General features: G+C 51.3%; 25 protein-coding genes. 9 read left to right on the forward strand and 16 right to left on the reverse strand.

The window, feature by feature from the left end; genetic code table 11:
• Positions 1–41 precede the first annotated feature (41 nt).
• Positions 42–512, forward strand: coding sequence for a type I restriction enzyme HsdR N-terminal domain-containing protein (locus tag JT719_RS00395; protein ID WP_207429990.1), 471 nt, complete (start codon positions 42–44; stop codon positions 510–512).
• Between the two features lie 95 nt (positions 513–607).
• Here JT719_RS00395 and ald read toward each other — a convergent pair whose 3' ends face one another.
• Both ald and JT719_RS00405 read right to left on the reverse strand, forming a co-directional pair.
• Positions 608–1,723: an alanine dehydrogenase gene (gene ald, locus JT719_RS00400; protein WP_207429993.1), complete on the reverse strand. Its 1,116-nt coding sequence runs from the start codon at positions 1,721–1,723 to the stop codon at positions 608–610.
• Between the two features lie 232 nt (positions 1,724–1,955).
• Positions 1,956–2,747, reverse strand: coding sequence for a DUF1573 domain-containing protein (locus JT719_RS00405; protein WP_207429995.1), 792 nt, complete (start codon positions 2,745–2,747; stop codon positions 1,956–1,958).
• Positions 2,748–2,932: 185 nt separating this feature from the next.
• Between JT719_RS00405 and JT719_RS00410 the strand changes: the two genes are divergently transcribed.
• A complete protein-coding gene (locus JT719_RS00410) occupies positions 2,933–5,344 on the forward strand; it encodes an alpha-ketoacid dehydrogenase subunit alpha/beta (RefSeq protein WP_207429997.1) in 2,412 nt (803 codons plus the stop codon).
• 77 nt (positions 5,345–5,421) lie between these two features.
• On the opposite strand, the gene JT719_RS00415 is transcribed toward JT719_RS00410, so the two are convergent.
• A complete protein-coding gene (locus JT719_RS00415) occupies positions 5,422–5,982 on the reverse strand; it encodes a hypothetical protein (RefSeq protein ID WP_207429999.1) in 561 nt (186 codons plus the stop codon).
• 78 nt (positions 5,983–6,060) lie between these two features.
• Between JT719_RS00415 and JT719_RS00420 the strand changes: the two genes are divergently transcribed.
• On the forward strand, positions 6,061–7,053 hold the full coding sequence (locus JT719_RS00420) for an acyl-CoA synthetase family protein (protein ID WP_207430001.1): 993 nt from the start codon (positions 6,061–6,063) through the stop codon (positions 7,051–7,053).
• A 100-nt stretch (positions 7,054–7,153) separates the two neighbouring features.
• On the opposite strand, the gene JT719_RS00425 is transcribed toward JT719_RS00420, so the two are convergent.
• The 7 genes from JT719_RS00425 to parS all read right to left on the reverse strand — a co-directional run bounded on the left by JT719_RS00425 (position 7,154) and on the right by parS (position 13,066).
• A complete protein-coding gene (locus JT719_RS00425; RefSeq protein ID WP_207430003.1) occupies positions 7,154–8,308 on the reverse strand; it encodes a sigma-54-dependent transcriptional regulator in 1,155 nt (384 codons plus the stop codon).
• A gap of 145 nt (positions 8,309–8,453) precedes the next feature.
• A complete protein-coding gene (locus tag JT719_RS00430; protein WP_207430005.1) occupies positions 8,454–9,224 on the reverse strand; it encodes a copper homeostasis protein CutC in 771 nt (256 codons plus the stop codon).
• Positions 9,225–9,228: 4 nt separating this feature from the next.
• Positions 9,229–10,206 (reverse strand): isoaspartyl peptidase/L-asparaginase family protein, encoded by a 978-nt coding sequence (locus JT719_RS00435; RefSeq protein ID WP_207430007.1) that lies wholly within the window; start codon positions 10,204–10,206, stop codon positions 9,229–9,231.
• 326 nt (positions 10,207–10,532) lie between these two features.
• Positions 10,533–11,348, reverse strand: coding sequence for a PhzF family phenazine biosynthesis protein (locus JT719_RS00440; protein WP_207430009.1), 816 nt, complete (start codon positions 11,346–11,348; stop codon positions 10,533–10,535).
• Positions 11,349–11,398: 50 nt separating this feature from the next.
• Complete coding sequence (locus JT719_RS00445) at positions 11,399–12,061, reverse strand: YdcF family protein (RefSeq protein WP_207430011.1); 663 nt, start codon at positions 12,059–12,061, stop codon at positions 11,399–11,401.
• Between the two features lie 121 nt (positions 12,062–12,182).
• A complete protein-coding gene (locus JT719_RS00450) occupies positions 12,183–12,644 on the reverse strand; it encodes an RES family NAD+ phosphorylase (RefSeq protein ID WP_207430013.1) in 462 nt (153 codons plus the stop codon).
• Complete coding sequence (parS, locus tag JT719_RS00455) at positions 12,641–13,066, reverse strand: type II RES/Xre toxin-antitoxin system antitoxin (protein ID WP_207430015.1); 426 nt, start codon at positions 13,064–13,066, stop codon at positions 12,641–12,643. The genes JT719_RS00450 and parS overlap by 4 nt, the downstream gene beginning before the upstream one ends.
• A 321-nt stretch (positions 13,067–13,387) precedes the next feature.
• On the opposite strand from parS, the gene JT719_RS00460 reads away from it, so the two are divergent.
• A complete protein-coding gene (locus JT719_RS00460) occupies positions 13,388–14,674 on the forward strand; it encodes a dicarboxylate/amino acid:cation symporter (protein WP_207430017.1) in 1,287 nt (428 codons plus the stop codon).
• 45 nt (positions 14,675–14,719) lie between these two features.
• Here JT719_RS00460 and JT719_RS00465 read toward each other — a convergent pair whose 3' ends face one another.
• Positions 14,720–15,091, reverse strand: a complete 372-nt coding sequence (locus JT719_RS00465; protein ID WP_207430019.1) for a winged helix-turn-helix transcriptional regulator — start codon at positions 15,089–15,091, stop codon at positions 14,720–14,722.
• A 117-nt stretch (positions 15,092–15,208) separates the two neighbouring features.
• Here JT719_RS00465 and JT719_RS00470 point away from each other — a divergent pair, with 117 nt between their 5' ends.
• Both JT719_RS00470 and JT719_RS00475 read left to right on the forward strand, forming a co-directional pair.
• Positions 15,209–15,841 carry an NAD(P)H-dependent oxidoreductase gene (locus JT719_RS00470; protein WP_207430021.1) on the forward strand — a complete coding sequence of 211 codons (633 nt, stop codon included), beginning with the start codon at positions 15,209–15,211 and terminating at the stop codon, positions 15,839–15,841.
• 104 nt (positions 15,842–15,945) lie between these two features.
• Positions 15,946–16,896, forward strand: a complete 951-nt coding sequence (locus tag JT719_RS00475) for an aldo/keto reductase (RefSeq protein ID WP_207430023.1) — start codon at positions 15,946–15,948, stop codon at positions 16,894–16,896.
• Positions 16,897–17,338: 442 nt separating this feature from the next.
• Here JT719_RS00475 and JT719_RS00480 read toward each other — a convergent pair whose 3' ends face one another.
• Positions 17,339–17,824: an NUDIX domain-containing protein gene (locus tag JT719_RS00480; protein WP_207430025.1), complete on the reverse strand. Its 486-nt coding sequence runs from the start codon at positions 17,822–17,824 to the stop codon at positions 17,339–17,341.
• Between the two features lie 38 nt (positions 17,825–17,862).
• Here JT719_RS00480 and JT719_RS00485 point away from each other — a divergent pair, with 38 nt between their 5' ends.
• From JT719_RS00485 to JT719_RS00495, 3 genes are read left to right on the forward strand one after another with little or no spacing between them, the layout of a single operon-like run.
• Positions 17,863–18,306 (forward strand): PaaI family thioesterase, encoded by a 444-nt coding sequence (locus JT719_RS00485; protein WP_207430027.1) that lies wholly within the window; start codon positions 17,863–17,865, stop codon positions 18,304–18,306.
• A gap of 14 nt (positions 18,307–18,320) precedes the next feature.
• Complete coding sequence (locus tag JT719_RS00490) at positions 18,321–19,748, forward strand: ATP-dependent DNA helicase (RefSeq protein ID WP_207430029.1); 1,428 nt, start codon at positions 18,321–18,323, stop codon at positions 19,746–19,748.
• A 60-nt stretch (positions 19,749–19,808) separates the two neighbouring features.
• On the forward strand, positions 19,809–20,255 hold the full coding sequence (locus tag JT719_RS00495; RefSeq protein ID WP_207430031.1) for a DUF1573 domain-containing protein: 447 nt from the start codon (positions 19,809–19,811) through the stop codon (positions 20,253–20,255).
• Between the two features lie 89 nt (positions 20,256–20,344).
• Here JT719_RS00495 and JT719_RS00500 read toward each other — a convergent pair whose 3' ends face one another.
• From JT719_RS00500 to JT719_RS00515, 4 genes are read right to left on the reverse strand one after another with little or no spacing between them, the layout of a single operon-like run.
• Positions 20,345–20,722 carry a DUF423 domain-containing protein gene (locus JT719_RS00500; protein WP_423227973.1) on the reverse strand — a complete coding sequence of 126 codons (378 nt, stop codon included), beginning with the start codon at positions 20,720–20,722 and terminating at the stop codon, positions 20,345–20,347.
• Between the two features lie 16 nt (positions 20,723–20,738).
• Positions 20,739–21,425 carry a YggS family pyridoxal phosphate-dependent enzyme gene (locus JT719_RS00505; protein WP_207430035.1) on the reverse strand — a complete coding sequence of 229 codons (687 nt, stop codon included), beginning with the start codon at positions 21,423–21,425 and terminating at the stop codon, positions 20,739–20,741.
• On the reverse strand, positions 21,425–22,474 hold the full coding sequence (locus JT719_RS00510; protein WP_207430037.1) for a VWA domain-containing protein: 1,050 nt from the start codon (positions 22,472–22,474) through the stop codon (positions 21,425–21,427). Before JT719_RS00510 ends, JT719_RS00505 begins: the two co-directional genes overlap by 1 nt.
• On the reverse strand, positions 22,455–23,303 hold the full coding sequence (locus JT719_RS00515; protein WP_207430039.1) for a hypothetical protein: 849 nt from the start codon (positions 23,301–23,303) through the stop codon (positions 22,455–22,457). The genes JT719_RS00510 and JT719_RS00515 overlap by 20 nt, the downstream gene beginning before the upstream one ends.
• Positions 23,304–23,311: the final 8 nt, after the last annotated feature.

A 23,311-nucleotide genomic window follows, 5' to 3' on the forward strand; every position in this document is an offset into this window, starting at 1 on the left:
TAAAAACGGCTGCTCTGCTACTTAGTTGTTATTTTTGAGACATGGAACAGCTTTCTCTGCCTGCATATTCCTACAAACTTAAGGATTCTGAGGGGAAAACCTTTATCCTGGACCAGGTCAGGCGTAAATATGTGGTTTTAACCCCAGAAGAGTGGGTTCGGCAGCACATCATCCATTTGCTTCACGCACACCTGCACTATCCCTTGGCGCTGATGAGTGTGGAACGAGGCACTAAATACAATACGCTGCAGAAAAGAACTGATCTAAGAGTTTATTCCAGCCAGGGCGCTCCGCTGCTATTGGTGGAGTGCAAAGCCCCGCACGTGCCCATTACAGAGGCAACGGTTCGGCAGGTGGTAGTTTACAACCAGACAATCTGCGCCTCTTATTTAATGGTGAGCAATGGCCGTGAGCATTATTGCTGGCAAGTACAACCCGGAACAAACAAAATGACGCCAATAGCCATTTTGCCTTCTTTTAAAGAAATAGGCCAGAAAACAGAGCAGTTATAGATTGAAGGCATATAATAGCCTTGAAAAGCTTCTAAAAAGAAAAGAGCCTCTCATTTAACATGAGAGGCTCTTTTCTTTTTAGAACTATAAAAAGATTAGGCCAAAACCTCGGCTACATCGGTCAGTTCAAGGTTGAAGGCTTGGGCCACACCTGGGTACACCACTTTACCGTCTACTACGTTCAAGCCCAGTTTCAGCTCATCACGCTCCAGGCAAGCTTGTTTCCAGCCTTTGTTGGCCAGTAACAGCGCGTATGGCAGGGTAGCGTTGGTAAGCGCCAGGGTAGAAGTGTAAGGAACCGCACCTGGCATGTTGGCTACGCAGTAGTGTACTACGTCGTCAATGATGAAAGTTGGGTTCTCGTGGGTAGTTGGCTTACAGGTTTCAATACATCCGCCCTGGTCAACGGCTACGTCTACCAATACGGTACCCGGACGCATGTCTTTCAGCATGTCACGGGTGATCAGGTGAGGAGCTTTCGCGCCTGGGATCAATACCGCGCCAATGATCAGGTCAGAAGTTTTGATGGCTTCTTTGATGTTGTAGTGGTTAGACATCATGGTGGTCACGTTGGCTGGCATGATATCGTCCAATTCACGCAGACGCTTCAGGCTGATGTCCATGATGGTTACGTTGGCCCCAAAACCAGCGGCAATCTTAGCAGCCTGGGTTCCCACGATACCACCCCCTAAGATCAACACGTTGGCTGGTTTCACGCCGGGTACGCCGCCCAACAGGATACCACGGCCTTTCAATGGTTTTTCCAGGTATTTGGCACCTTCCTGCGGAGCCATCCGGCCGGCTACCTCGCTCATAGGAATAAGCAAAGGCAAAGAACGGTCTTTCAATTCAACTGTCTCATAGGCCAGACAGGTAGCTTTGCGCTCAATCATGGCGCGGGTAAGGGGCTCGTAAGAAGCGAAGTGGAAGTAAGTGAATAACAGTTGGCCTTCCTTGATAAGGTTATATTCCTGCTCAATAGGCTCTTTCACTTTTACAATCATTTCAGCGATGCTGTACACTTCCTCAATGGTAGGAAGAATGGTAGCTCCCGCCGTGGCATATTCCTCATCTGAGAAACCACTGCCCACCCCGGCAGTAGCCTGTACATACACGGTATGACCGTTTTTTACAAACTCAGCCACGCCACCTGGGGTGAGGGCTACGCGGTTTTCGTTGTTTTTTATCTCCTTGGGAAGACCAATAATCATTTTATGATTTTTTATGTGGTGGTGAAAAAGTGCGCAAATATACACCAACCCACTATCAATTTTGCAACCCCAAGGCCGAATTAAATTAACGTTTGTTCGCTATTCCCCCGTTTTTGGATTGTTATTGTTAAAAGAGCCTGAAAACCGATGAAAGGGGAACCGGAATGGCTATAAATAAAAAAAGGCAGCGACTGGGTCACTGCCATTAGTACAAAATAAAACTATGAAAAAACTATTTGAAAGGCACTGATGCCTTATTAACCTTCACCGAACTTTGTTTTGCTAAACTTTCTACCACTTTTGCTTTCAGGGTAAGCGTGGTAGCGGAGCCAGTGATGTCATTGGATACCAATGTTACTGTCTCTATTCTGTCTTGTAACACCTGCGGGTTATAGATAAGTTCCAATTTCGCAGTTTGTCCTGCTTTTACTACAGAAGGACTCATTTTATAAGCCACACAGTTGCAGGCAGTCTGGATGCCGGTGACGTTCAGGTCTGATTTGCCGGTATTCTTCAAAGCGAATTTGGCAGTAGCTTTTTGACCTTTTTCTACTTTGCCAAAGTCAAAGGTAGTGCTGGTCAGGTTGATTTTAGGAGATTGGGCAACTTCTTCAGCTGTGTGAGCCGGCTTGGCTGGGGCAGCATCCTTCGGTACCACCGTACCTTTAATAAATAAGGAAATCTGGTCTGGATTACCGTTAGAAGTAACCGTTAATGTCTTGCTGAACGCACCCGGACGGCCCGCGCTGTTGTAACCAGCTTTCACCACCCCGGTTTTGCCAGGCAGAATCGCTTCTTTTGGCCATTCAGGCGTGGTACATCCGCAGGATGCCTGCACGTGCGAAATCACTACCGGCTGATTTCCTGTGTTTTTGAATTTGAACTCGTAGATGGCTTGCACGCCTTCGGTCACGTTGCCGAAATCATGGGTGTCTTTCTCAAAGGTCAGCACACCTTGTGCGAAAACCATACCTTGGGTAAGCACCGCAAGTGCCAGCGTAAGGAAAAGATAGATTTTTTTCATAATTTTTAAGGGTTAGCTTCTTGTTTAAGCCCAGCTAGTGGCAAAACAAAAATAAGAAAAATAAGTTCGGTACGCCACTAATTAAGTCGCTAAAGACTTAACGTACGTATTAGCTATTTGAATATAGGGTAAAACTTGATTAGTTTTGGCTTTAAAAATCCTTTTCGGACCTTATAACATACCGCATGCAAACCGTTGAACGGATCAATCAGCTTTCCCTTACCAGAGAAGAGATGTTGCAAGACTACCGCATCGCCTGCGAGAGTCGGCAAGCCAGTCTGACTGGCAGGAAGGAAGTGTTCATGGGTAAAGCTAAGTTCGGCATTTTCGGTGACGGAAAAGAAGTGGCGCAACTGGCCATGGCAAAGTTCTTCCGCCCCGGCGATTTCCGTTCAGGCTACTACCGCGACCAGACTTTCATGTTCGCCATTGGCGAGCTTACCGTACAGCAGTTTTTTGCCCAATTATACGCCCACACCGATGTAGAGCAGGAGCCCTCCACTGCCGGCCGCAGCATGACCGGTCACTTCGGAACCCGCTTACTAGACGAAGAAGGCAAATGGAAGCCCCAGACCACCGCTAAGAACTCATCTGCCGATATTTCCCCCACCGGAGCCCAGATGCCGCGTTTGCTTGGTTTAGCCTACGCTTCCAAATTATACCGCGAAAACCCGGAACTGCACCAATTCACTGATTTCTCCATCAATGGCAACGAAATCGCGTTCGGGACCATAGGGAACGCCTCCACCTCTGAGGGAGTGTTCTTTGAAGCCATCAACGCCGGGGGCGTGTTGCAGGTGCCCATGCTGGTTTCTGTTTGGGATGACGGTTACGGCATCTCGGTGCCGGCCAAGTACCAGACCACCAAAAGCAGCATTTCAGAGATTCTGGCCGGTTTCCAGCGCGAAGCGCCCGGTGAGCAAGGCTACGAAATCTTCAAAGTGAAAGGCTGGGACTATGCCGGCTTGTGCGAAGTATACCAGCAGGCCACCCAGGTGTGCCGTGAGCAGCACGTACCGGTGCTCATCCACGTAGAGGAAATGACGCAGCCGCAGGGCCACTCTACCTCTGGCTCACATGAGCGCTATAAATCAAAGGAGCGTCTGGCCTGGGAAGAAGAGTATGACTGCATCAAACAGATGCGGAACTGGCTTATCTCCAACGGCTACGCAGACCATGCCGAGCTGAACCAGATTGAAGCCGAGGCGAAAGAAGCCGTACGTCAGGCCCGGGCCAATGCCTGGAATTCTTTCAATGCCGGTATTCAGGAAGACTTCAATGAGTGTTTGCGTCTTTTGGAGCAGCTTTCTGCCACTATGCAGGAAGGAGCCTCTCAGATTGCAGATATCAGAGAGGAGCTAAGTAAAACCATTAATCCTTTGCGGGCCGATGTACTGAAAGCCGCTCGTAAAGCCCTTCGTTTGAGCCGTTTTGAAAAAAGCGCCGCGAAAAGGGAACTGGTGAAATGGCTGGAAACCGTGCAGGGCGAAAATGCCGAGCGTTATAACTCTTACCTCTATAGCCAGTCAGATGAGTCTGCGCTGCTGGTAGATGAAGTGCCTGCCGAGTACCGGGAGGATAGTCCCATGGTGGACGGACGCGAAGTGCTGCAAGCCTGTTTTGATGCCGCTTTAGCCCGCGAACCCCGCCTGTTTGCGTTAGGAGAAGACGTAGGTAAAATTGGCGACGTAAACCAGGCCTTTGCCGGTCTGCAGGAGAAATACGGTGAGTTGCGCGTAACTGATGCTGGCATACGGGAGTGTACCATTGTGGGTCAGGGGATAGGAGCTGCTTTAAGAGGCCTGAGGCCTATTGCCGAGATTCAGTACCTGGATTACCTGTTATATGCCCTGCAGATCCTGAGCGATGACCTGGCTAGTTTGCAGTACCGTACTAAAGGCGGCCAAAAAGCCCCGGTAATTGTGCGTACCCGCGGACACCGCCTGGAAGGGGTTTGGCATTCTGGGTCACCTATGGGGATGATCCTGCACAGCTTACGCGGCATGCACGTATTGGTGCCTCGGAACATGACTCAGGCAGCCGGTTTCTATAATCTGTTGTTGAAATCAGATGAGCCAGCCCTGGTAGTGGAGTGCCTCAACGGCTACCGCCTGAAAGAGCGCGTTCCGGCCAACATCGGTGAGTTCACAGTTCCTTTAGGAATGCCTGAGGTGCTTCGGCCCGGAACCGATATCACCATTGTGACTTATGGCTCTATGTGCCGCGTAGTGATGGAAGCCGCCGAGCAACTGCAAATTGCCGGAATTTCTGCTGAAGTGATTGACGTGCAGACCCTGCTACCGTTTGACCTGGAGCATGTAATCGCCGATTCTATCCGGAAGACCAACCGGGTCCTGTTTACGGATGAGGACGTTTCCGGGGGGGGCACTGCCTTTATGATGCAACGCGTTGTGGAAGAGCAGGAGGCATGGCGCTGGTTAGATTCCAAGCCGGCTACTTTGTCTGCGCAGGATCACCGCCCATCTTACTCTACAGACGGCGACTACTTTTCCAAACCAAGCGCCGATGACGTGTTTGAAGCCGCTTACGCGATCTTGCACGAAACAGATCCGCAGAGTTTCCCTTCGTTATACTAAAAGCGAATAGCCTTAAAACAAGAATGGCCTGCTTCCCAGAAGCAGGCCATTCTTGTTTTAAGGCTATTTTACGGTTTTTACTTCGAAAACAAGATGACATCATCTGAGGTGACAACCGGACTTTTGTTTCTATCGCGGTCTAATATCTGGGCATCAAACCGAATGGTATCTCCCGCTTGCAACGGATTATCAGTACTGCGGTTTTCAAAGATATTGATGCTGTATCTAATATCTCCTTCTAATGGTTCCACCCTGGCATCAGTGGATACTCTGGGGAAACGACCATTGTAAGTCAAATCATTGCCAAAAAGCTGCACCTTCAGGTACTGTCCGTTTACTTTCTTATAAACGTTGACCAGGATATTGTGAAAGAATTCGCCACCAGAGTTAAAAGGTGGTTCCTTGTCCTCGGGGAACAGCGTTTCTGACAAGCCTAAATTCCCGTCTCCGTCCTGAAAACGTACTACCAGAATAAGAGAATCGTATCTGATATTTTGAGGGTTACGGAGGGTGCGTTGTTCAATGCCCCTGAAGGTGAGGTTAGGCGTAAGGGGGAAATCTGGCTCATCGTAACAAGAGGTTAACCCCAGAGAACCAAGTACAAAGGCTAAACCAAGTAAGAGTCTATGTCTTTTCATAGCAGATTTATATGCACCTAAGGTACAAATCCTAACGCGCACTTGCTTACTTTGTTGTATTATTTAGTAGCACTACCCATGGGTTTTCCCGAAGAATACAAAAAAAACATCATCCGGAAAGGACCGCAGGATTTTCTGGCGGCGGCCCTTTCTCTTTTTCAATATCAGGCCCAGCACAACCCCGTTTACAGAGAATATCTGAATCACTTGAAGGTACAGGTAAACCAGGTGAAACAACTTAGCCAGATTCCATTCCTGCCCATTGAGTTCTTTAAAACGCATACCGTACAATCGCATCTGTTTACCCCCGAAGCTATCTTCAAGAGCAGCGGCACCACCTTGCAGCAGAGAAGTCAGCACCTAGTAGCCGAAACGGAGTTTTACAAGCGCCATTCCCAGCAGTTGTTTGAGGAAGTGTACGGTCCCTTAGCAGGAAGCGTGGTGCTGGCGTTGTTGCCCTCTTACCTGGAACAAGGCGATTCTTCCCTGGTCATGATGGTAGACCACTTCATCAAAGCCACCGGCCAGACCGAACCAGGCTTTTACCTCCGGAACCACGCAGTATTGATTGAAGCAGTAAGAAACGCCAAGGCGGCGAAGAAGAACGTCTACCTGTTTGGCGTGACCTACGCGCTTTTAGATTTAGCCGAGGAACTGGAATCACCCGAGTTTTGCGGCGTCACTATTTTTGAAACCGGAGGCATGAAGGGACGCCGCCGCGAAATGGTGCGCGAAGAACTACATTCTATTCTCACCCAGGCCTTTGGCGTTGAAGCCATCCATTCTGAATACGGCATGACCGAATTGCTTTCCCAGGCCTATTCCAAAGGACAAGGCGTTTTTCATCCTACCCGTACGCTGCGGGTGCTGGTGCGGGATGTGAATGACCCATTTGCCATTACAGAAGAGGCTGGTTCCGGTGGGGTGAATGTCATTGACCTGGCCAACGTGGATTCCTGTGCCTTCATTGAAACCAAAGACCTTGGCAAACTCTACTCTAATGGTTCCTTTGAGATCCTCGGCCGGTTCGATAATTCTGATATCCGGGGCTGTAACCTGATGGTTGGCTAACGATAACAATTTACCTCCTTTTTCAGGAAAATAGCCCTAAAACAGCGCCGCCGCTCCGGAATGAACCAGAGCGGCGGCGCTGTTTTAGGCAGAATTCTGACTATTTGGCGTATAAACGGGCGTCTTCTTCGGTGATGGTGTCTTCGCTCATGATGACCAGGCGCTCTACCACGTTTCTCAATTCGCGCACGTTGCCGCGCCAATCCAGGCCTTGCAGGTAGGTAAGGGCCTCCGGGGTAATTCTCTTGGGTTTGTTTCCGTAATCGCGGGCTACGTCTTGCAGGAACTTGTTTACCAGATCCGGAATGTCCTCGCGGCGCTCGTTCAGAGGTGGCACGTGGATGAGGATCACGCTCAGGCGGTGGTACAAGTCCTCTCTGAAGTTCTTGGCTTCAATTTCCTCCAGCAGGTTCTTGTTGGTGGCAGCCACCACGCGTACATCCACCGTAATGTCTTTGTCGCCGCCCACGCGGGTAATCTTGTGTTCCTGCAGCGCGCGCAACACCTTGGCTTGCGCCGAAAGGCTCATATCCCCGATTTCGTCCAGGAACAGGGTGCCGCCGTTGGCCTGCTCAAACTTTCCGATCCGTTGCTTCACCGCCGAGGTAAACGAGCCTTTCTCGTGCCCGAACAACTCGCTTTCAATCAGTTCACTGGGAATGGCGGCGCAGTTCACCTCCACCAACGGACCCGAGGCTCGGTTGCTTTGCTCGTGCAGGGAGCGGGCCACCAGTTCTTTCCCGGCGCCGTTGGGCCCGGTGATGAGCACGCGGGCATCGGTGGGGGCTACTTTGGCCACCGCCGCTTTCACCTTAGACAAAGCAGGCGAGGAGCCCACCATTTCATAGGTTTTGGATATTTTCTTCTTTAATGTCTTGGTCTCGGTTACCAGGGAGGCTTTGTCCAGCGCGTTCCTTACGGAGACCAGCAGACGGTTCAAATCCGGTGGTTTCACCAGAAAGTCATAAGCGCCTTTTTTGGTGGCTTCTACGGCGGTGTCAATGGTGCCGTGCGCCGAGATCATGATAAAAGGGGTGTCGGGCACCAGGATAGTCGCGCGCTCCAGCACTTCCATGCCGTCCATTTTAGGCATTTTGATGTCGCAGAGCACCACATCGTACTTGCTTTTCTGCAGGAGTTCCAGGCCGCGCTCGCCGTCCTCGGCTTCGTCTACGGTATAGTTCTCGTATTCTAAAATCTCCTTGAGGGTGTAGCGGATGCTACGTTCATCATCAATGATCAGGATCTTGGGCATTTATCTTCTTCTTTTCTGTGCGAACGGTAAAAGATCGCAATTTATTTCCGTGGGATACGTGGGAAAAGCCCTCCGGGATATTTTTGGTCTGTTTTCCCGAAATAGGCTTTAAAACAACTATTGACTGATTCTCTAAATGGGTGTTCTAAGTTGAAATTGCCTTCCCTACGTTTTGAGTAGCAGCCTTCAGAGCTGTAATGCGTGATTTTGATGCTTCCATGATAGCGTATTCAGTAGGTAGGGCCGATCCGCCCATGGGCACGTCCTCACGCCGGAACTGCATCGGACTGGCTTTTAACTCCCGGGCAGAGGCATGTATTTCCGTTACACCGGTTTTTTCCAGCAAGGAGGAGATGTTTTGCTCGTTGATGCCGCCGCCAGGTAAAATCACTAAGTTAGTACCGGCTTTTTCCCGCAAAGCGGCTATCAGTTCTGCTCCTTCTGGCGCGGAGGGTTTCTGGCCTGAGGTAAGCAACCGGTCTACTCCTAAGTTGAGTAGATCATCCAACGCCCGGAACGGGTCTGGGGTAAGATCAAAGGCACGGTGGAAGGTGACGCTCAATGGTCGGGCTAACGCTATGAGTTCCCGGGTGCGCGGCACATCAATGTTACCGTCGGGTAGCAGAACGCCCAGCACCACGCCATCGGCGCCCAATTGTTTGGCTACGGCAATGTCCTGCTTCATGACTTCGAACTCCAGGTCTGAGTACAGGAAATCGCCGCGGCGCGGACGGATGAGCACGTGCAGGCCAATACTCAGGTGCTGTCGGGACAACTTGATCATACCAGCGCTGGGCGTGGTACCACCCTCCACCAGATTATCGCAAAGCTCCATCCGCTGGGCACCCGCCTCCTGCGCCGTAATCGCAGAATGTACCGAGTCTGCGCAGATTTCCAACAGAACTGATTTCCCCATAGTACTACAGCTTGAATTTGGCGTCAAACATCGTGTTTGTCTGGGCATCGCGCACGGCGTAGTTGAACCCGCGCTGGATGCAGTAGCCGCCGTATTCGCCCTGTTTGTTGATGGCAATGAAGCCCACCTGCAGGTCTTTCACGTTTCTCTGTTTATGGATGATGCGCTCCACGGCTAATTGACAGGCTTTCTCGGGCGAGTTTCCCTGGCGCATCAGCTCTACTACCAAATGGCTGCCCACCATCCGGATGACCGCTTCGCCCAGGCCGGTGGCCGTGGCGGCGCCTACCTCGTTGTCTACAAACAACCCGGCGCCAATGATAGGTGAATCGCCCACGCGGCCTTTCATCTTGTAAGCCGCGCCGCTGGTGGTACAGGCTCCGGCCAGGTTCCCGTGGGCATCCAGCGCCAGCAAGCCAATGGTATCATGGTTCTCTATGTTGATGACCGGCTTGTACTTAGACTCCTTGAGCCAGTTTTTCCAGTCGCGCTCAGATTCTGGGGTAAGCAGGTTCTCTTTTTTGAAGCCTTTGGATAAGGCAAACTGCAGGGCACCGTCGCCTACCAGCATCACGTGCGGCGTGTCTTCCATCACCTTGCGGGCCACCGAGATGGGATGCTTGATGTGCTGCAAATACGCCACCGAGCCGCAGTTGCTGTCTTTGTCCATGATGCAAGCATCCAGCGTCACATTGCCCTCGCGGTCCGGAAAGCCGCCGTAGCCCACGGTGCGCACGTTGGGATCGGCTTCGGGCACGCGCACCCCGGCTTCCACGGCATCCAGCGCATGGCCATTCTGCGAAAGAATTTTCCAGGCGGCTTCGTTGGCGGGCATGCCGTGGTCCCAGGTGGAGATGACCAGTGGCTTATTTGGCTTGCCTTTTGGTAAACTGCCGGAAAACGCCCGGTGGATAGGGTAGAGGCCGCTGACAAAGGCGGTCCCCAGCGCCGATAGCCGGAGAAAGTGACGTCTGCTTTTCATTGGTTGTTAGTTCAGTGGAAGGTTAAGGTTGGGTGAAGATAGGGTAGATTATGGATTATTTTCAGCTTGGTTTTTTGGAAACAAGGTGAGAATGGAAAGTATTGAATTGAGGGTTTATTATTTTCCTCGCCTGCCTTTGGCTGTAATTTGGTGTCTTAACCGGGTTTTAGATCCGATTATTCGCAAAGCAGCCAGAGGCTGCCCGTTTTCTCACACTCGCCAGAGGCGAGCGAGGGGAACTCTATACTCTTTTAAGTTGAAGTTGATGATGTTGGTTTTAAGTTGCTGTACTGAAATATGATATAATTATAAATGCTAAAAATCGGTCAATTAATCTGCAGCAATCCTTCTAGTACTATTTGCGCTTGGCTGCGCACTTCCAGTGTTTTCTCATCTTTGATGGTGAGGTGAAGATAGCCTCCACGGGAGGAGAGTTGGAAGGCCTTTAATTCTGTTTTGTTTAGTCTGTCAGACCAGTAGGTGGCCAGGACGCTGTGGGCTGAACCCGTAACCGGGTCTTCGTTAATGCCTACCCAAGGCCAGAAGCAGCGGGAGTAAAAATCAGCCTCTGGATCAGTGGACCTGGTAGTGACGGCTAAACCCTTTGCTATGTCTGTAGAGCGCAGCAGCTGAGCGAAATCTGGTTTGAGCTGGAGAAGCGTTTCTTTATCGGGGACTTCCAGCACCAATAGTTGAAGGGCTTCTGAGTAGTAAAGGTTATCTCTTTCAGGCAGACCTAAGGCCTCAAACAGGGCAGGTAGGGTGAGTTGCGGTTTGTAGCCGTAAAGAGGAAACTGCATGAGAATGGCATTGGGCTCTTTGACCGCCGCCAGTACCAGGTTGTGGTGGGTCACAAAGGTTACTTTGTCCATCCTCGTTTTTTCCAGCATCAGTTTAGCGGAGGCAAGAGTGGCATGTCCGCAGAAAGCAATTTCCACGGTGGGGGTAAAATAGCGGATAGTAAAATCAGCTTCGGCTTGGGTGGAGGGAACCAGAAAAGCTGTTTCAGAGAGGTTCAGTTCTGCGGCAATGGACTGCATCTGTTCAATAGACAAAGGCTCCTCCAGCAGGCATACTCCGGCAGGGTTTCCCTTGAAAGCAACCTCCGTGAACGCGTCTATGATATAGGTTTTTATTTGCATGTAAGTAGTTGTTAGTAAGTGGTTTAGTTGTAGATATTTCCAGCACCTGATTAAGTAGTAGACAGCAGATGGCTGGTGAAGCCTTTCTGTTTCAACTGCTCAAATGCGTCCCATACTTCAGCCGGAATCTCCTGATGGGCTTGGTAACCTTTCTCCGGATACACCTTGATGCGTTGCAGATCGCCCAGCATGACGTGGATGACCAGCTCACGATACACTTCGTCAGGCGCGTACTCCTCAAAGCTGAGTTGGGGCGAGGTGACCATGATCTCCACTTCCGGGCCGGGCCATTGTTTGAGAAAAGTGGCGTAGGTGCGGCGCTCCATATAAGGCTTCTGCACCAGAATCAGCCGCTGTAAGGGAATTTGCTTTTCTTTCAGCAACTGGTAAGAAAAGGCAATGTTCTCGCCGGTGTTGGTAGATTGATTTTCAATCAGGATCTGGGTTGCGGGTACACCCATCTCTTCGGCTATGCGGGCAAACTTTTCGGCTTCGGTTTCGGTCCAGGTGCCCTCGGTGAGTCTGCCGAATCCGCCGGAGAAAAGCAGCCAGGGTGCGTACCCCTGGAGGAACAGTTCGGCCCCGCGTTCGGCTACCCGTGGGTCATGGCTGCCCAGCACCAGAATGACATCGGCAGGTTTTAGGCGGTGGTGTAGTTGGTGGTAATCCCAGATGAGTTTGCTTAGCGAAATTGTTTCAGCATCTAACAGCATACGGATGGATAAGGGAGCAACGTCTGAAAGGACAATATCCTGGATTTGCCAGAAAGATCATACCCCGGCGCCGGTTTTTTGCCTCTTTTCTCAGAAGTGAAATGAATTCAAAAAAATGAGCTTACTTCACAAACAGCCGCTCATCAAAAGGAAAAGGCTCTGTGCTGTCTAACCCGATTTGGGTAAACTGCGGATGACGGGGATTGAACAGGTAATTGTAGTCGCCCTGCACTACGGCCGAGGGGACTTTCATGCCCACGTATTTTCCTTCGCGCACAAACGCATCGCCAATGAGTTGGGTGTCGTTGGGGTGGGGGAAAGATTTCCAGTCCTCGGGAAGTTCGTCCAGGGGCAGTTCTTTGATGGGCAGATCATCTGGTACTTCCAGGGTGATGAGCCAGTAGTCAAAGGGTACGATGCCCAGGGGGGTGTGCACCGCAATCTCGGTGGTGCACAGTGCCCTTGACTCGCAGGTATACAGCATGGCGGTGCCTTTGCTGTTCCAGCGTCCGCCGGCCAGCTCAGCGCCGCGTCCGGAAAGATCATGTTTGTATTGGCCCTTGCTGAGCCGGTACACTCTCATGCCAGCACGCCGTGTTCAATGCGGGTTAGTTCGTCTTTCACCAGGCCAATCCCGAAGGTAGTGTCCAGCAGGCTTTTGGGCGTGATGCCGCCCAAGGCTACGTTCTTGGCTTCCAGCCAGGCATTGAAACCTTCGGCGTTGCCGAATACCTCGGTGCCGCGTTTGTATAAGAGGGTGACTTCCAAAATCTTTTCTGAATGGATAGGGTCAAACGTTTTCTTTTCCTTTTTGTAGCGCTGAATGGTGCGCTCAGATAAATTCAGGAACACAGACCACTCACTTAAATCAAAAGGGCTTTGGTTGGCGATCTTCATGAAGAGCGGAAATTTGATTCCTTGGCGGACTGTTTCGACCAACAACAAGATGTCCCGGTCGTCTACTGAAGTGTTAAAAAGGTCTGTGTCAAAGTTGAGTGCCGCCATAAACTACTGATTTAAAGGCAAAGATAACAATTGTCTTGGAAATTACGACAAGTGTCAGAAGTAAGTTAAGCCAGAATGAAAATCTCTTTGTTGAGTCCAAGTACAAAATTGACACGATGCTAAAGAATTAGCAGGTCTATTTTATTTGTGTACGTTTTTACTCTGAAATACCGATACTATTTTTCAGTTGTTTTTCTGAAAAAGATTCAAAAATTAAATGGGTTGATTTCTGAGAAAATAAGATTGGTATTCTGAAGGTCATTCGTTTGCGCCTTTCGTTAATAGTGGTTATTCTTAAAGATTAATAACCGCAGAATTTACATGTCTCAGAACATACAAGCCCCTACGGCCAAAAGAAAACCCATCTATAAAAGCCTCTATTTTCAGGTAATCAGCGCCATTTTGATAGGTATTCTGTTAGGCCATTTCATGCCAGATCTGGCGGTGCAACTCAAACCCCTTGGTGATGCCTTCATCAAACTGGTGAAGATGATGATTGGGCCTGTGGTGTTCTGTACCATTGTCACGGGCATAGCCGGCATGCAGGACATGAAGCAGGTGGGCCGGGTAGGGGTGAAGGCACTTTTGTACTTTGAGGTGCTCACCACCCTGGCCCTGATCTTGGGGTTAGTGGTAGTCAACATCCTTAAACCCGGGGTAGGCATGCACGTGAACGCCGCCACCTTAGATACCGATGCCCTCTCGGCCATGACCAGCGCCGGCGAGAAAGCGGAGCACTCCGGTGCCTTGGGTTTCTTCATGCACCTCATCCCCAACAACATCATTGATGCACTGGCCAAAGGCGACCTGCTGCAGATTCTGTTCTTCTCGGTGCTGTTTGGCTTTGGTTTGTCAAAAGTAAGCGAGAAAGGCAGACCGGTATATGTGGCCATTCAGTCTATCTCCACTGCGCTGTTTGCTGTCATCCACATCATCATGAAAGTGGCGCCGCTGGGAGCGTTGGGAGCCATGGCCTACACCATCGGGAAGTACGGCTTGGCTTCTTTAGGAGCGCTGGGTCAGTTGATGGGATCTTTCTACCTTACCTGCGTGCTCTTTATTGTGGTGGTGCTGGGAACCGTAATGAAAGTGATGGGATTCAGTATTTTCAAACTGCTGCGCTACATCAGGGAGGAACTCTTTATTGTATTAGGCACCTCTTCTTCTGAGGCTGCACTGCCTAGTTTAATTGAGAAGCTGGAGAAGGTTGGCTGTGCCAAACCGGTAGTGGGCTTGGTAGTGCCTACCGGATATTCCTTTAACCTGGACGGCACGTCTATTTACCTGACCATGGCGGCAGTTTTCGTGGCCCAAGCGACTGATACACCTTTGGACTTTGGGCACCAGCTTACCTTATTATTGGTGTTGTTGCTAACCTCTAAGGGAGCGGCCGGGGTGACCGGGAGTGGGTTCATTACCCTGGCGGCCACTTTACCGGCTGTAGGGAACATTCCGGTAGCGGGACTGGCCTTAATTTTGGGCATAGACCGGTTTATGAGTGAGGCGCGGGCGCTCACTAACCTTATTGGCAATGCGGTAGCCACCGTCTTCGTGTCTAAGTGGGAAAAAGAGATTGACCTGGAGAGGGCCAAAGAAGTGTTAGGGTAAAGGTAGGTTTCGGGGCTGTTTTGCAGAAAACAGCCCCGAAACGTTTTATACCTCTTCTGGCTCTGGGTGGTAGATGATCTTGTCGCGGTGCTTCATGCCCCAGTCACGTAGTTCGTTGATAACAGGGGTAAGGCTGTGGCCGTACTCGGTGATGGAGTACTCCACGGTCACCGGCGAGGTGTCATGTACCGTGCGTTTCACCAGTTTGTTCATTTCCAGCTCTTTCAATTCTTTGGAGAGCATTTTGGCGGTAATGCCCTGCACATCGCGGTGCAGTTCTTTAAAGCGGCGCTTGTGCACACAAAGGGCCACAATAATCGGAATCTTCCATTTACCACTAAGAATGTCCAGCGCATCCCGGATGGGCAGGATGTGGGTGATGCACAGATTGCGTTCGGTTCTGATAACTGCTTCCATATCAAATTGATTTCATAAGGGATACTAGTATAGAATTGTAAACCAGTATCAATTTGAAACCAAAGGTACGTAAATTTGTTTATACAACAATCGTAGCAACATATATTTTCTAAACAGATGAATTTACTTCAAGATTTGAACTGGCGCTATGCCACCAAGCGCATGACCGGCGAGAAGATTCCGCAGGAGAAACTGGATACAATTTTAGAGGCCATCCGCCTTTCTGCCTCTTCTATGGGATTTCAGCCTTACAACGTGCTGGTGGTAGAAGATCCGGAAGTGCGCAAGCAAATTCAGGCAGTGGCCTATAACCAACCGCAGATTGTAGAAGCTTCGCACCTGCTCATTTTTGCCGCCTGGGACACGCTCACTGAAGCACAAGTGACCGAGTACATGCAAAGAATCGCTGATGAAAGAGGCGTAGGCATTGAGACTCTGGAAGGATTTGCCCAAAGCTTAACTAATACCATCAACAGCAGAACCGCCGAGGAGAACTTCCAGTGGGCGGCCAAACAAGCATACATTGCTTTAGGAACCGGCTTGGTGGCTGCCTCTGCCGAGAAAGTAGATTCTACCCCTATGGAAGGCTTCAACCCGGCTGCCCTGGACGAATTGCTGGGCTTACGCGAGAAAGGCCTGCGTAGCGTAGCGTTGTTGGCCCTTGGCTACCGTGATGCTGAGAAAGACTTCCTGGCTTCGGCAAAAAAGGTGCGCCGCCCCGCTGATGAATTTTTCGTGACTATAGCGTAACCAATCTCTCTGGAAAGAGAATAAACCTATAGAAACCCGCTGAGTTGCCCCATAGTTGGCTCAGCGGGTTTTCCCTGATTAGCACATATCCAAATACTGATACTATGAAAAAGCGCACGCTTGGAAGATCTGGGCTGGAAGTAGCCCCCCTTGCCTTTGGCGGAAACGTCTTCGGCTGGACCATTGACGAGAAAACCTCCTTTCAACTGCTGGATGCTTTCACAGAATCCGGCTTCAACCTGATTGATACCGCCGATGGCTACTCCGTTTGGGTGCCCGGCAACAATGGCGGGGAGTCCGAGACCATCATCGGGAACTGGCTCAAGTCCCGCGGCAACCGCGACAAAGTGGTCATTGCCACCAAAGTAGGGTGGGAGATTGCCCCCGATAAAAAAGGCCTCAAACGAGACTACATCTTTGAGCGGGTAGAAGAATCCTTGCGCCGCCTGCAAACCGATTACATTGACCTCTACCAGTCACACGTGGACGACACCAGCACCCCGTTTGAAGAAACCGTGGAAGCCTACGACCGCTTGATCAAAGCCGGGAAAATTCGCGCCATTGGTGCCTCCAACATCAAAGCCGGCCGTTTGCGTCAGGCACTTGAAATCAGCCAACAGCACAACCTGCCCATCTACCAGAGCCTGCAACCCGAGTACAACCTTTACAGCCGCCAGGAATTTGAAACTGACCTGGAGCCGCTTTGCCTGGAAGCCGGCATTGGCGTGATCAACTACTACGCCCTGGCCAGTGGTTTCCTGACTGGTAAATACCGCTCAGAAGAAGATTTGAACAAGAGTCAACGCGGCGGTGGCGTAAAACGCTTCCTGAACGAACGCGGCTTTAACATCCTCCATGCCCTGGACGAGATTGCCGCCAAACACAACGCCAACCCAGCACAGATATCCTTAGCCTGGCTCATGGCAAGGCCCAGCATCACAGCCCCCATCGCCAGCGCCACCAGCCTGGAGCAATTAGCAGATCTAACCAAAGCCGCCCAACTGGAACTAAGCCAGGAAGATATTGCTGCCCTGGATCAAGCCAGTGCTTATTAATATATAGGGTAGGATAGGAGCACGCCTCCCCTGAAAAACCCGCTACCTGTTTCGGGGCTATTTTCAAGAAAATGGCCCCGAAACAGGTAGCGGGTGTTTTTGTTATTATGGAATTTTAGCGAGTCTGGAGGCTCGCTTCATCCTAAGTCACGAGTTTGGAAACTCGCGCCAGAGTTTTTCAACAGTGTACCGGATTTTCAAATTAAGTAACTCCCTCGCTCGCCTCTGGCGAGTGTGAGCTTTTACGAGGCCTCTGGCCTCGTTGCGGGAGACAGCAACCTTACCTTTCTACCATTGCGGCCAGAGGCCGCCCCATGACTCACACTCGCCAGAGGCGAGCGAGGGGGTGCTCTTCAGGTGCCCGCAGCAAGAATCGGTAAGAAAAGAATTGTCACCACTTGCCCATAAGAACAAGGCACTTCATGCCCTCTTCAGAAGGTAACTACTCCAGAAAATTCAGCCTTGGAATAAACAAATCATCCATGTTCACCAACGCATGCAGTATAGGATGCAATTCTTCCCGTTTGAGTTTGAACAACTCCCGGATGCTCATAAACTTTACCTCCTCCAAAAGCTGCGCGTGCCGTTCTAACTCCGGGTCAGAGCCTAGGGCTAAAGTGCCGTTCACAAGTTTTACCTCAAAAAACAACTCAAGCGCGTGCAGGGGTGGGCGCAGAAACTCATTCATATACAGGAATCTACCCACTTCCACTTCAAGCCCGGTTTCTTCCACAAACTCCCGTTTGAGACACGCTTTTACAGTCTCGCCGTAGTTCAGGCCACCACCGGGGGGAATCCAGAAAGCGCCCTCTCCGAAGGCGGCTTTGTGGCGGGCAAGCAGTAATTTATCGTCCTGTACCAGAAGTCCGCAGACCCTAATTCTTGTCTTTTGTGAGTAAGTCTCCGCGAACGGGTGAATGTTCTCCATAGGTTGTGGGGGAGGGTTGAAGGCTGTACTTTTGTTAGATGTTAAAGACGTTCAATCCTGAGTTTAGAGATACGGTAAAAGAAAAACTTCAGCGGCAATTTTACATGCATTTGCTGGGTTTTGAAATAGAAACCATTGAAATAGGGCTGGTAGAAGGCCAACTGCAACTGGAAGAAAAGCACAAACAGCACAAAGGATTCGCGCACGGCGGAGTTATTGCCACCCTGGCTGACATTGTGATGGGCTTTGCCGCCGTCACCTTGGTGCCCGCCGACCAGCACGTGGTCACCGCCGACCTGAAAGTCTCTTACCTGAACCCAGGCGTAGGAACGGCGCTTTTTGCCAAAGGTTGGGTCTTAAAACAAGGCAAAAGGTTGAACTTTTGTGAGGCAGAAATCTTTACAATAGATGGCCAGGGCGAGAAAACTTTGATCGCGAAGGCCTCGGCTACCATGGCTACGTTAGCGCCGCAAGCCTCCTAAACTCAGAAGATAGAATGACTCCCGCAGAAGCACTCCGCCAGAATTTTCCGTTTGAACCCACCCCAGACCAGGCCCAGCTTTTTCAGAAGCTGGATCAGTTCATCATGCGCCGCACAGGCCTGAAGGAGGTGTTTCTGCTCAAGGGCTTTGCGGGTACCGGTAAAACCACGGTGGTGAGCGCGCTGGTGAAAATCCTGAACAAGTTTGGCTACAAATATGTGCTGCTGGCACCTACCGGGCGGGCGGCCAAGGTGATGTCCACGTACTCGGCCAAGCCGGCGTCCACCATCCATAAAAAGATCTATAAGCAAACGAACAATCCGTACTCAGACGGGCTGGCTTTTGCGCGGCAACCCAACAAGAGTGAGCAGGTGGTCTACATCGTAGACGAGGCCTCCATGATCTCTGATGACAAAGCCTTTGGCGACAATGGTTTGCTGCAGGACTTGCTGGGCTATGTGTTTGAGAAGCCCAGCAACAAACTGCTGCTCATTGGCGATACCGCTCAGTTGCCGCCCGTGAACCAGACCATCAGTCCGTCTCTGGATGCCTCTTACCTGCAGCGTAATTTCCAGTGCCACGTGCATGAGATGGAGATGCGCCAGGTAATGCGCCAGGCCGAGGAATCAGGGATTCTGATGAACGCTACCCGCCTGCGGAACGAGCTGGTGAAAGAGCAACCGGAGCTGGCGTTCAAAACCAAAGGCTACCGGGATATCTTCTCCATGCGCGGCGACAAGTTGGAAGACGGTCTGCGGTATGCTTATGACAAGTTCGGGATTGACAATACCACCGTCATCTGCCGCTCCAACAAAACCGCTAACCTCTACAACCAGCACATCCGGCGGCAGATTTTCTTTGCCGAGGACGAGATTGGCGTGGGCGATTACCTCATGATCGTGCGCAACAACTACACCTGGCTGCCCAAAGACTCCAGCATCGGGTTCATGGCCAACGGCGACTTTGTGGAGGTGACCAAAATCATCCGCTACGAAGAAATGTACGGCATGCGCTTCGCGGATGTGCGCATCAGGTTTGTGGATTATCCCAATGAGGAAGAACTGGAAACCAAAATCATGCTGGACACGCTTTACTCAGAGGCCCCGGCTTTGCCCGCCGACAAGAACAAGGAACTGTACCAGCAGGTGCTCCTGGATTACCAGCACATCACCAGCAAACGCCAGCGAGCCCAGGAGATGCGGCAAGACAAATACCTGAACGCTTTGCAGGTGAAGTTTGCCTATGCGCTCACCTGCCACAAGGCGCAGGGCGGGCAGTGGCAGGCGGTGTTTGTGGACCATGGTTTCCTGAAAGAAGATACGGTCACGCAGGATTTTGCCCGCTGGCTGTATACCGCGGCTACCCGGGCTTCAGAGCAGTTGTTTTTGGTGAACTTCAATGAAAAGCTGATTGAAAATGCTGCGGCAACCGTAGAGGACTAATCATTTCTGAAGAATACGTATCTTTACCAATTATCGGCTTCGTTACCAATCATAGCAGAAATGAAGAAATTACTTTTAGGGGCACTGTTCCTGTTGTTTGGCGGCTCAGCGGCCATGGCGCAAACCAATCCGGCGGCGCAAACGCAAACGGCTGTTGCTCCTATTGCCGCTCCGGCACCTGCTCCGGTTGGTCCCTCCATTTTGTTTGATGAGCCCAAGTTCAACTACGGCGAGATCAAGCCTGGCGATGTCATTGAGCATGCGTTCAAATTCACGAACAACGGCACGCTGCCCCTAATCATCTACAACGTGAAAACCACGTGTGGCTGCACCGTATCGGAATACCCCGAAGCTCCCGTGATGCCCGGCGAGACGGCGGTGATCAAAGCCCGCTTCAACAGCGCCGGCAAACGCGGTCAGCAGAATAAAGTACTGATTGTAGAATCCAACGCCATTCAGGGCAACGCGCAGGTAGTTTTTTCTTCCACCATCGCTTCTGCCAACTAGCGTTTACGCGTTGTATTACAGAAAATAAAGCCAAAACGCCTCTCTTGCATAGCAGGAGAGGCGTTTTGGCTTTATGGGTTTTATAGTGCTTAGGGCAGGTTTTTGGCCAGTGCCCACACCAGGTTCAGCCACCCGGCAATCATGAACAGCCCGCCAATAGGAGTGATGGCGCCCATCCACTTAATGCCGGTGAGGCAAAGGATGTACAGTGAACCAGAGAAAATCAGGATGCCCAGCAGGAAACAAAGGCCCGAGATGCGCATGCCGGTAGCGCCGGGAAATTGCGACATCAGCACGCCCACCAGCAACAGGCCCAACGCGTGGTACATCTGGTATTTTACGGCTGTCTCAAAGGTCTCGGTGCGGCCGGTCTCGGTTAGCATCTTGGACAAGCCGTGGGCTCCAAACGCGCCAATCATTACGCCTAACCCGCTCAGCAGGGCCCCCAGGATCAATATGGTTTTAATGCTCATTTTTGGAAAATCAGTGTGAAACAGAATAGTTACGGTTGCCGAAGATAGCGCTGCCCACCCTAATCATGGTGCTGCCCTCGGCAATGGCTAATTGGTAATCTGAGCTCATGCCCATGGAAATCTCTTTGTAATACGGCGCCTCCGGGAAAAACTCAGCTTTTAGCGCCTCAAAGTAGCCGCGCAAACGGGAGAATTCGCGTTGCAGATGCTGTTCGTCATCGGTGTTAGTAGCCACGCCCATCACGCCGCAGATGCGCACGTGCTTTAGATTCCTGAATTCTTCAGACCGAAGGATTTCCTGAGCCTCTTCCAGGTCAAGCCCGAATTTGGTTTCCTCCTCGGCGATGTAGAACTGCAGCAGGCAGTCAATAACCCGGTTGTGTTTCTGGGCTTGTTTCTCAATTTCAAGCAGCAAACGCAGGCTGTCTACCGATTGGATCAGGTGCACAAAAGGCGCGATGTACTTCACCTTATTGGTTTGCAGGTGCCCGATCATGTGCCATTCCACATCAGCGGGAAGCTGTGGTTGTTTCAGCATCATTTCCTGCGCCTTGTTCTCCCCGAAAGCCCGTTGCCCGCCCTCGTACGCCTCCCGGATCAGTTCTACCGGGTGGGTTTTGGAAACGGCAATCAGGCGGCAGTTGGTACCGGCTAACTTTTGCTGGAAATCATGGATATTATCCTGGATAGTCCTCATCAATCTTCTAACGCGTTGGTGAAAAAGGTGTTTTTGAGCAGCAGCCACAGCAGCAGCAGCACTATTGCCCAGCGCAAATATATCTGGTAATAATCACGCGTATCGCGGTAGCGGGTTTCTTTTATCTCGGTTTTCTCCAGGGTATTGATGCGCCGGAAGATCTGGGAAAGGGCATTGGCTCCCTCGGCCCGGAAGAACTGACCTTCAGCCAAAGAGGCTAACTGGCGTAACGTTTTCTCTTCCAGGCCGGTCTGCACCGTGACTTGTCTGCCCGTGGAATCATCCGGCATTTGCACAGTACCTTCTTTGCCAATGCCTACCGTGTAGAGTTTTAGCTGAAACGCATGGGCTAATTGGGCAGCCAACTCAGGGTCCAGGCTCCCGGCGGTATTCTCGCCGTCACTAATGAGGATGCACACCTTTGATTTGGCTTTTGACTCCCGCAAACGATTGATGGCCACGGCAAGGGCGCTGCCAATGGCGGTACCATCCTCAGCAATCATGTTCAGGTGGATGCTCCGGATGCTTTCCCGCACCAGTTCGTAGTCGGTGGTGAGCGGGGTGAGGGAGTAGGCGTGACCGGCGAACACCACCACCCCGATGCGGTCCTGCACGCGCCCATTCACAAACTGCAGGGCCACCTCTTTGGCAGCTTCCAGGCGGTTGGGCTGAAAATCGGTGAGTTCCATGGAGCCGGAAACGTCCATGACCAGCACTATGTCAATGCCCTCGGCGGAAAGCTCTACGGTTTCATCGGTTTTCTGCGGACGCGCCAAGGCCACCAGCACCAGCATCAGGAACAATCCGAACACCACATCTGGAAAATAACGCAGAATACTGGTCCAGTGCCAGGTAGCGTTGCCTTCAAAAAGCGCTACGTCCAGTTTTTTGCGGAACCGCACGTGCAGGAGCCAACGCAGTAAAAACAGCAGGGGAACGGCCAGCAGGGCGTACAGATAGCCCGGGTTGGCCCAGTCAAAGGACTGCCAGGTGCGCCAGTAAAACCAGCTGAAGTTAAGCCAGGAGAAATCAGCGGGTGCTTGCCACATTGCGGAGGTTGTCTCGGATTAAAACGTATCGTTGGGCCGCAAATTCGGCTAATTGGGTCAGGGAATCGGCTACCTCGGTTTCGTCGTCTGAGATGATGTTGCCGTAAATGGCCCGGTCACAGACCCGCAGGGCGTTACTCACGCGTTCGTCTTCCTCGTAGTACGTAGTGATTTCTTTAGTAGTGAACGAGTTGATTTCGGTGTCTTCCAGTTTGGTTAAATAGTTCTTCCAGAGTATAATAGCCCGTTCCAGGTGATCCAGGGTTTTAAGTCGTTTAAACCGGTCTCGGGTAGTCTGCAATCTGGACTGGAACTGGTTCTGGTCTTTCTGCAGCACATACAGCTTGTACCGCGTGTTAATGCTCTTGCCAAACAACACCCAGACTCCGCCAATTAAAATTGCTGCCGCTACGGCTCCCATTCCCCAGTAAATGTAATTGAACTGCTCAATGACGGGCATGAGCGGGGTGGCAGATTTCAGCGGCAGGTCATCTGACACGGTAGTGACGTTCTGGATCAACACCACAGAATCCCGGTCTGCCTGCAAAAGCAGCGTGTCTCCGCTGTAGAAGAGACGGGCCGTGAGTTGCAGGGCCTGTACGGGTTTCAGGTTGAAGGTACGAAGCGTGTAAATGGTGCTGTCGGTGCTCACGCCTTTTACCGTGCGGGTAGGGTAAAAATCCTTTCTCACCAGCTCAAAAGGAGCGAAGTTGAAGGTGGAATCGGGAAAAACCACCTCGGCCTGCGGCGCGTGTTTAGACCGAAGCACGTACTTCAAAGACTTCCCCAGCTCAACCGAGTCCTGAAGAAAGTACCCGTCTACCTTCACAGAAGGAA

Source organism: Sabulibacter ruber (assembly GCF_017355955.1).
GTDB classification, from domain to species: Bacteria; Bacteroidota; Bacteroidia; order Cytophagales; family Hymenobacteraceae; genus Nibribacter; species Nibribacter ruber_A.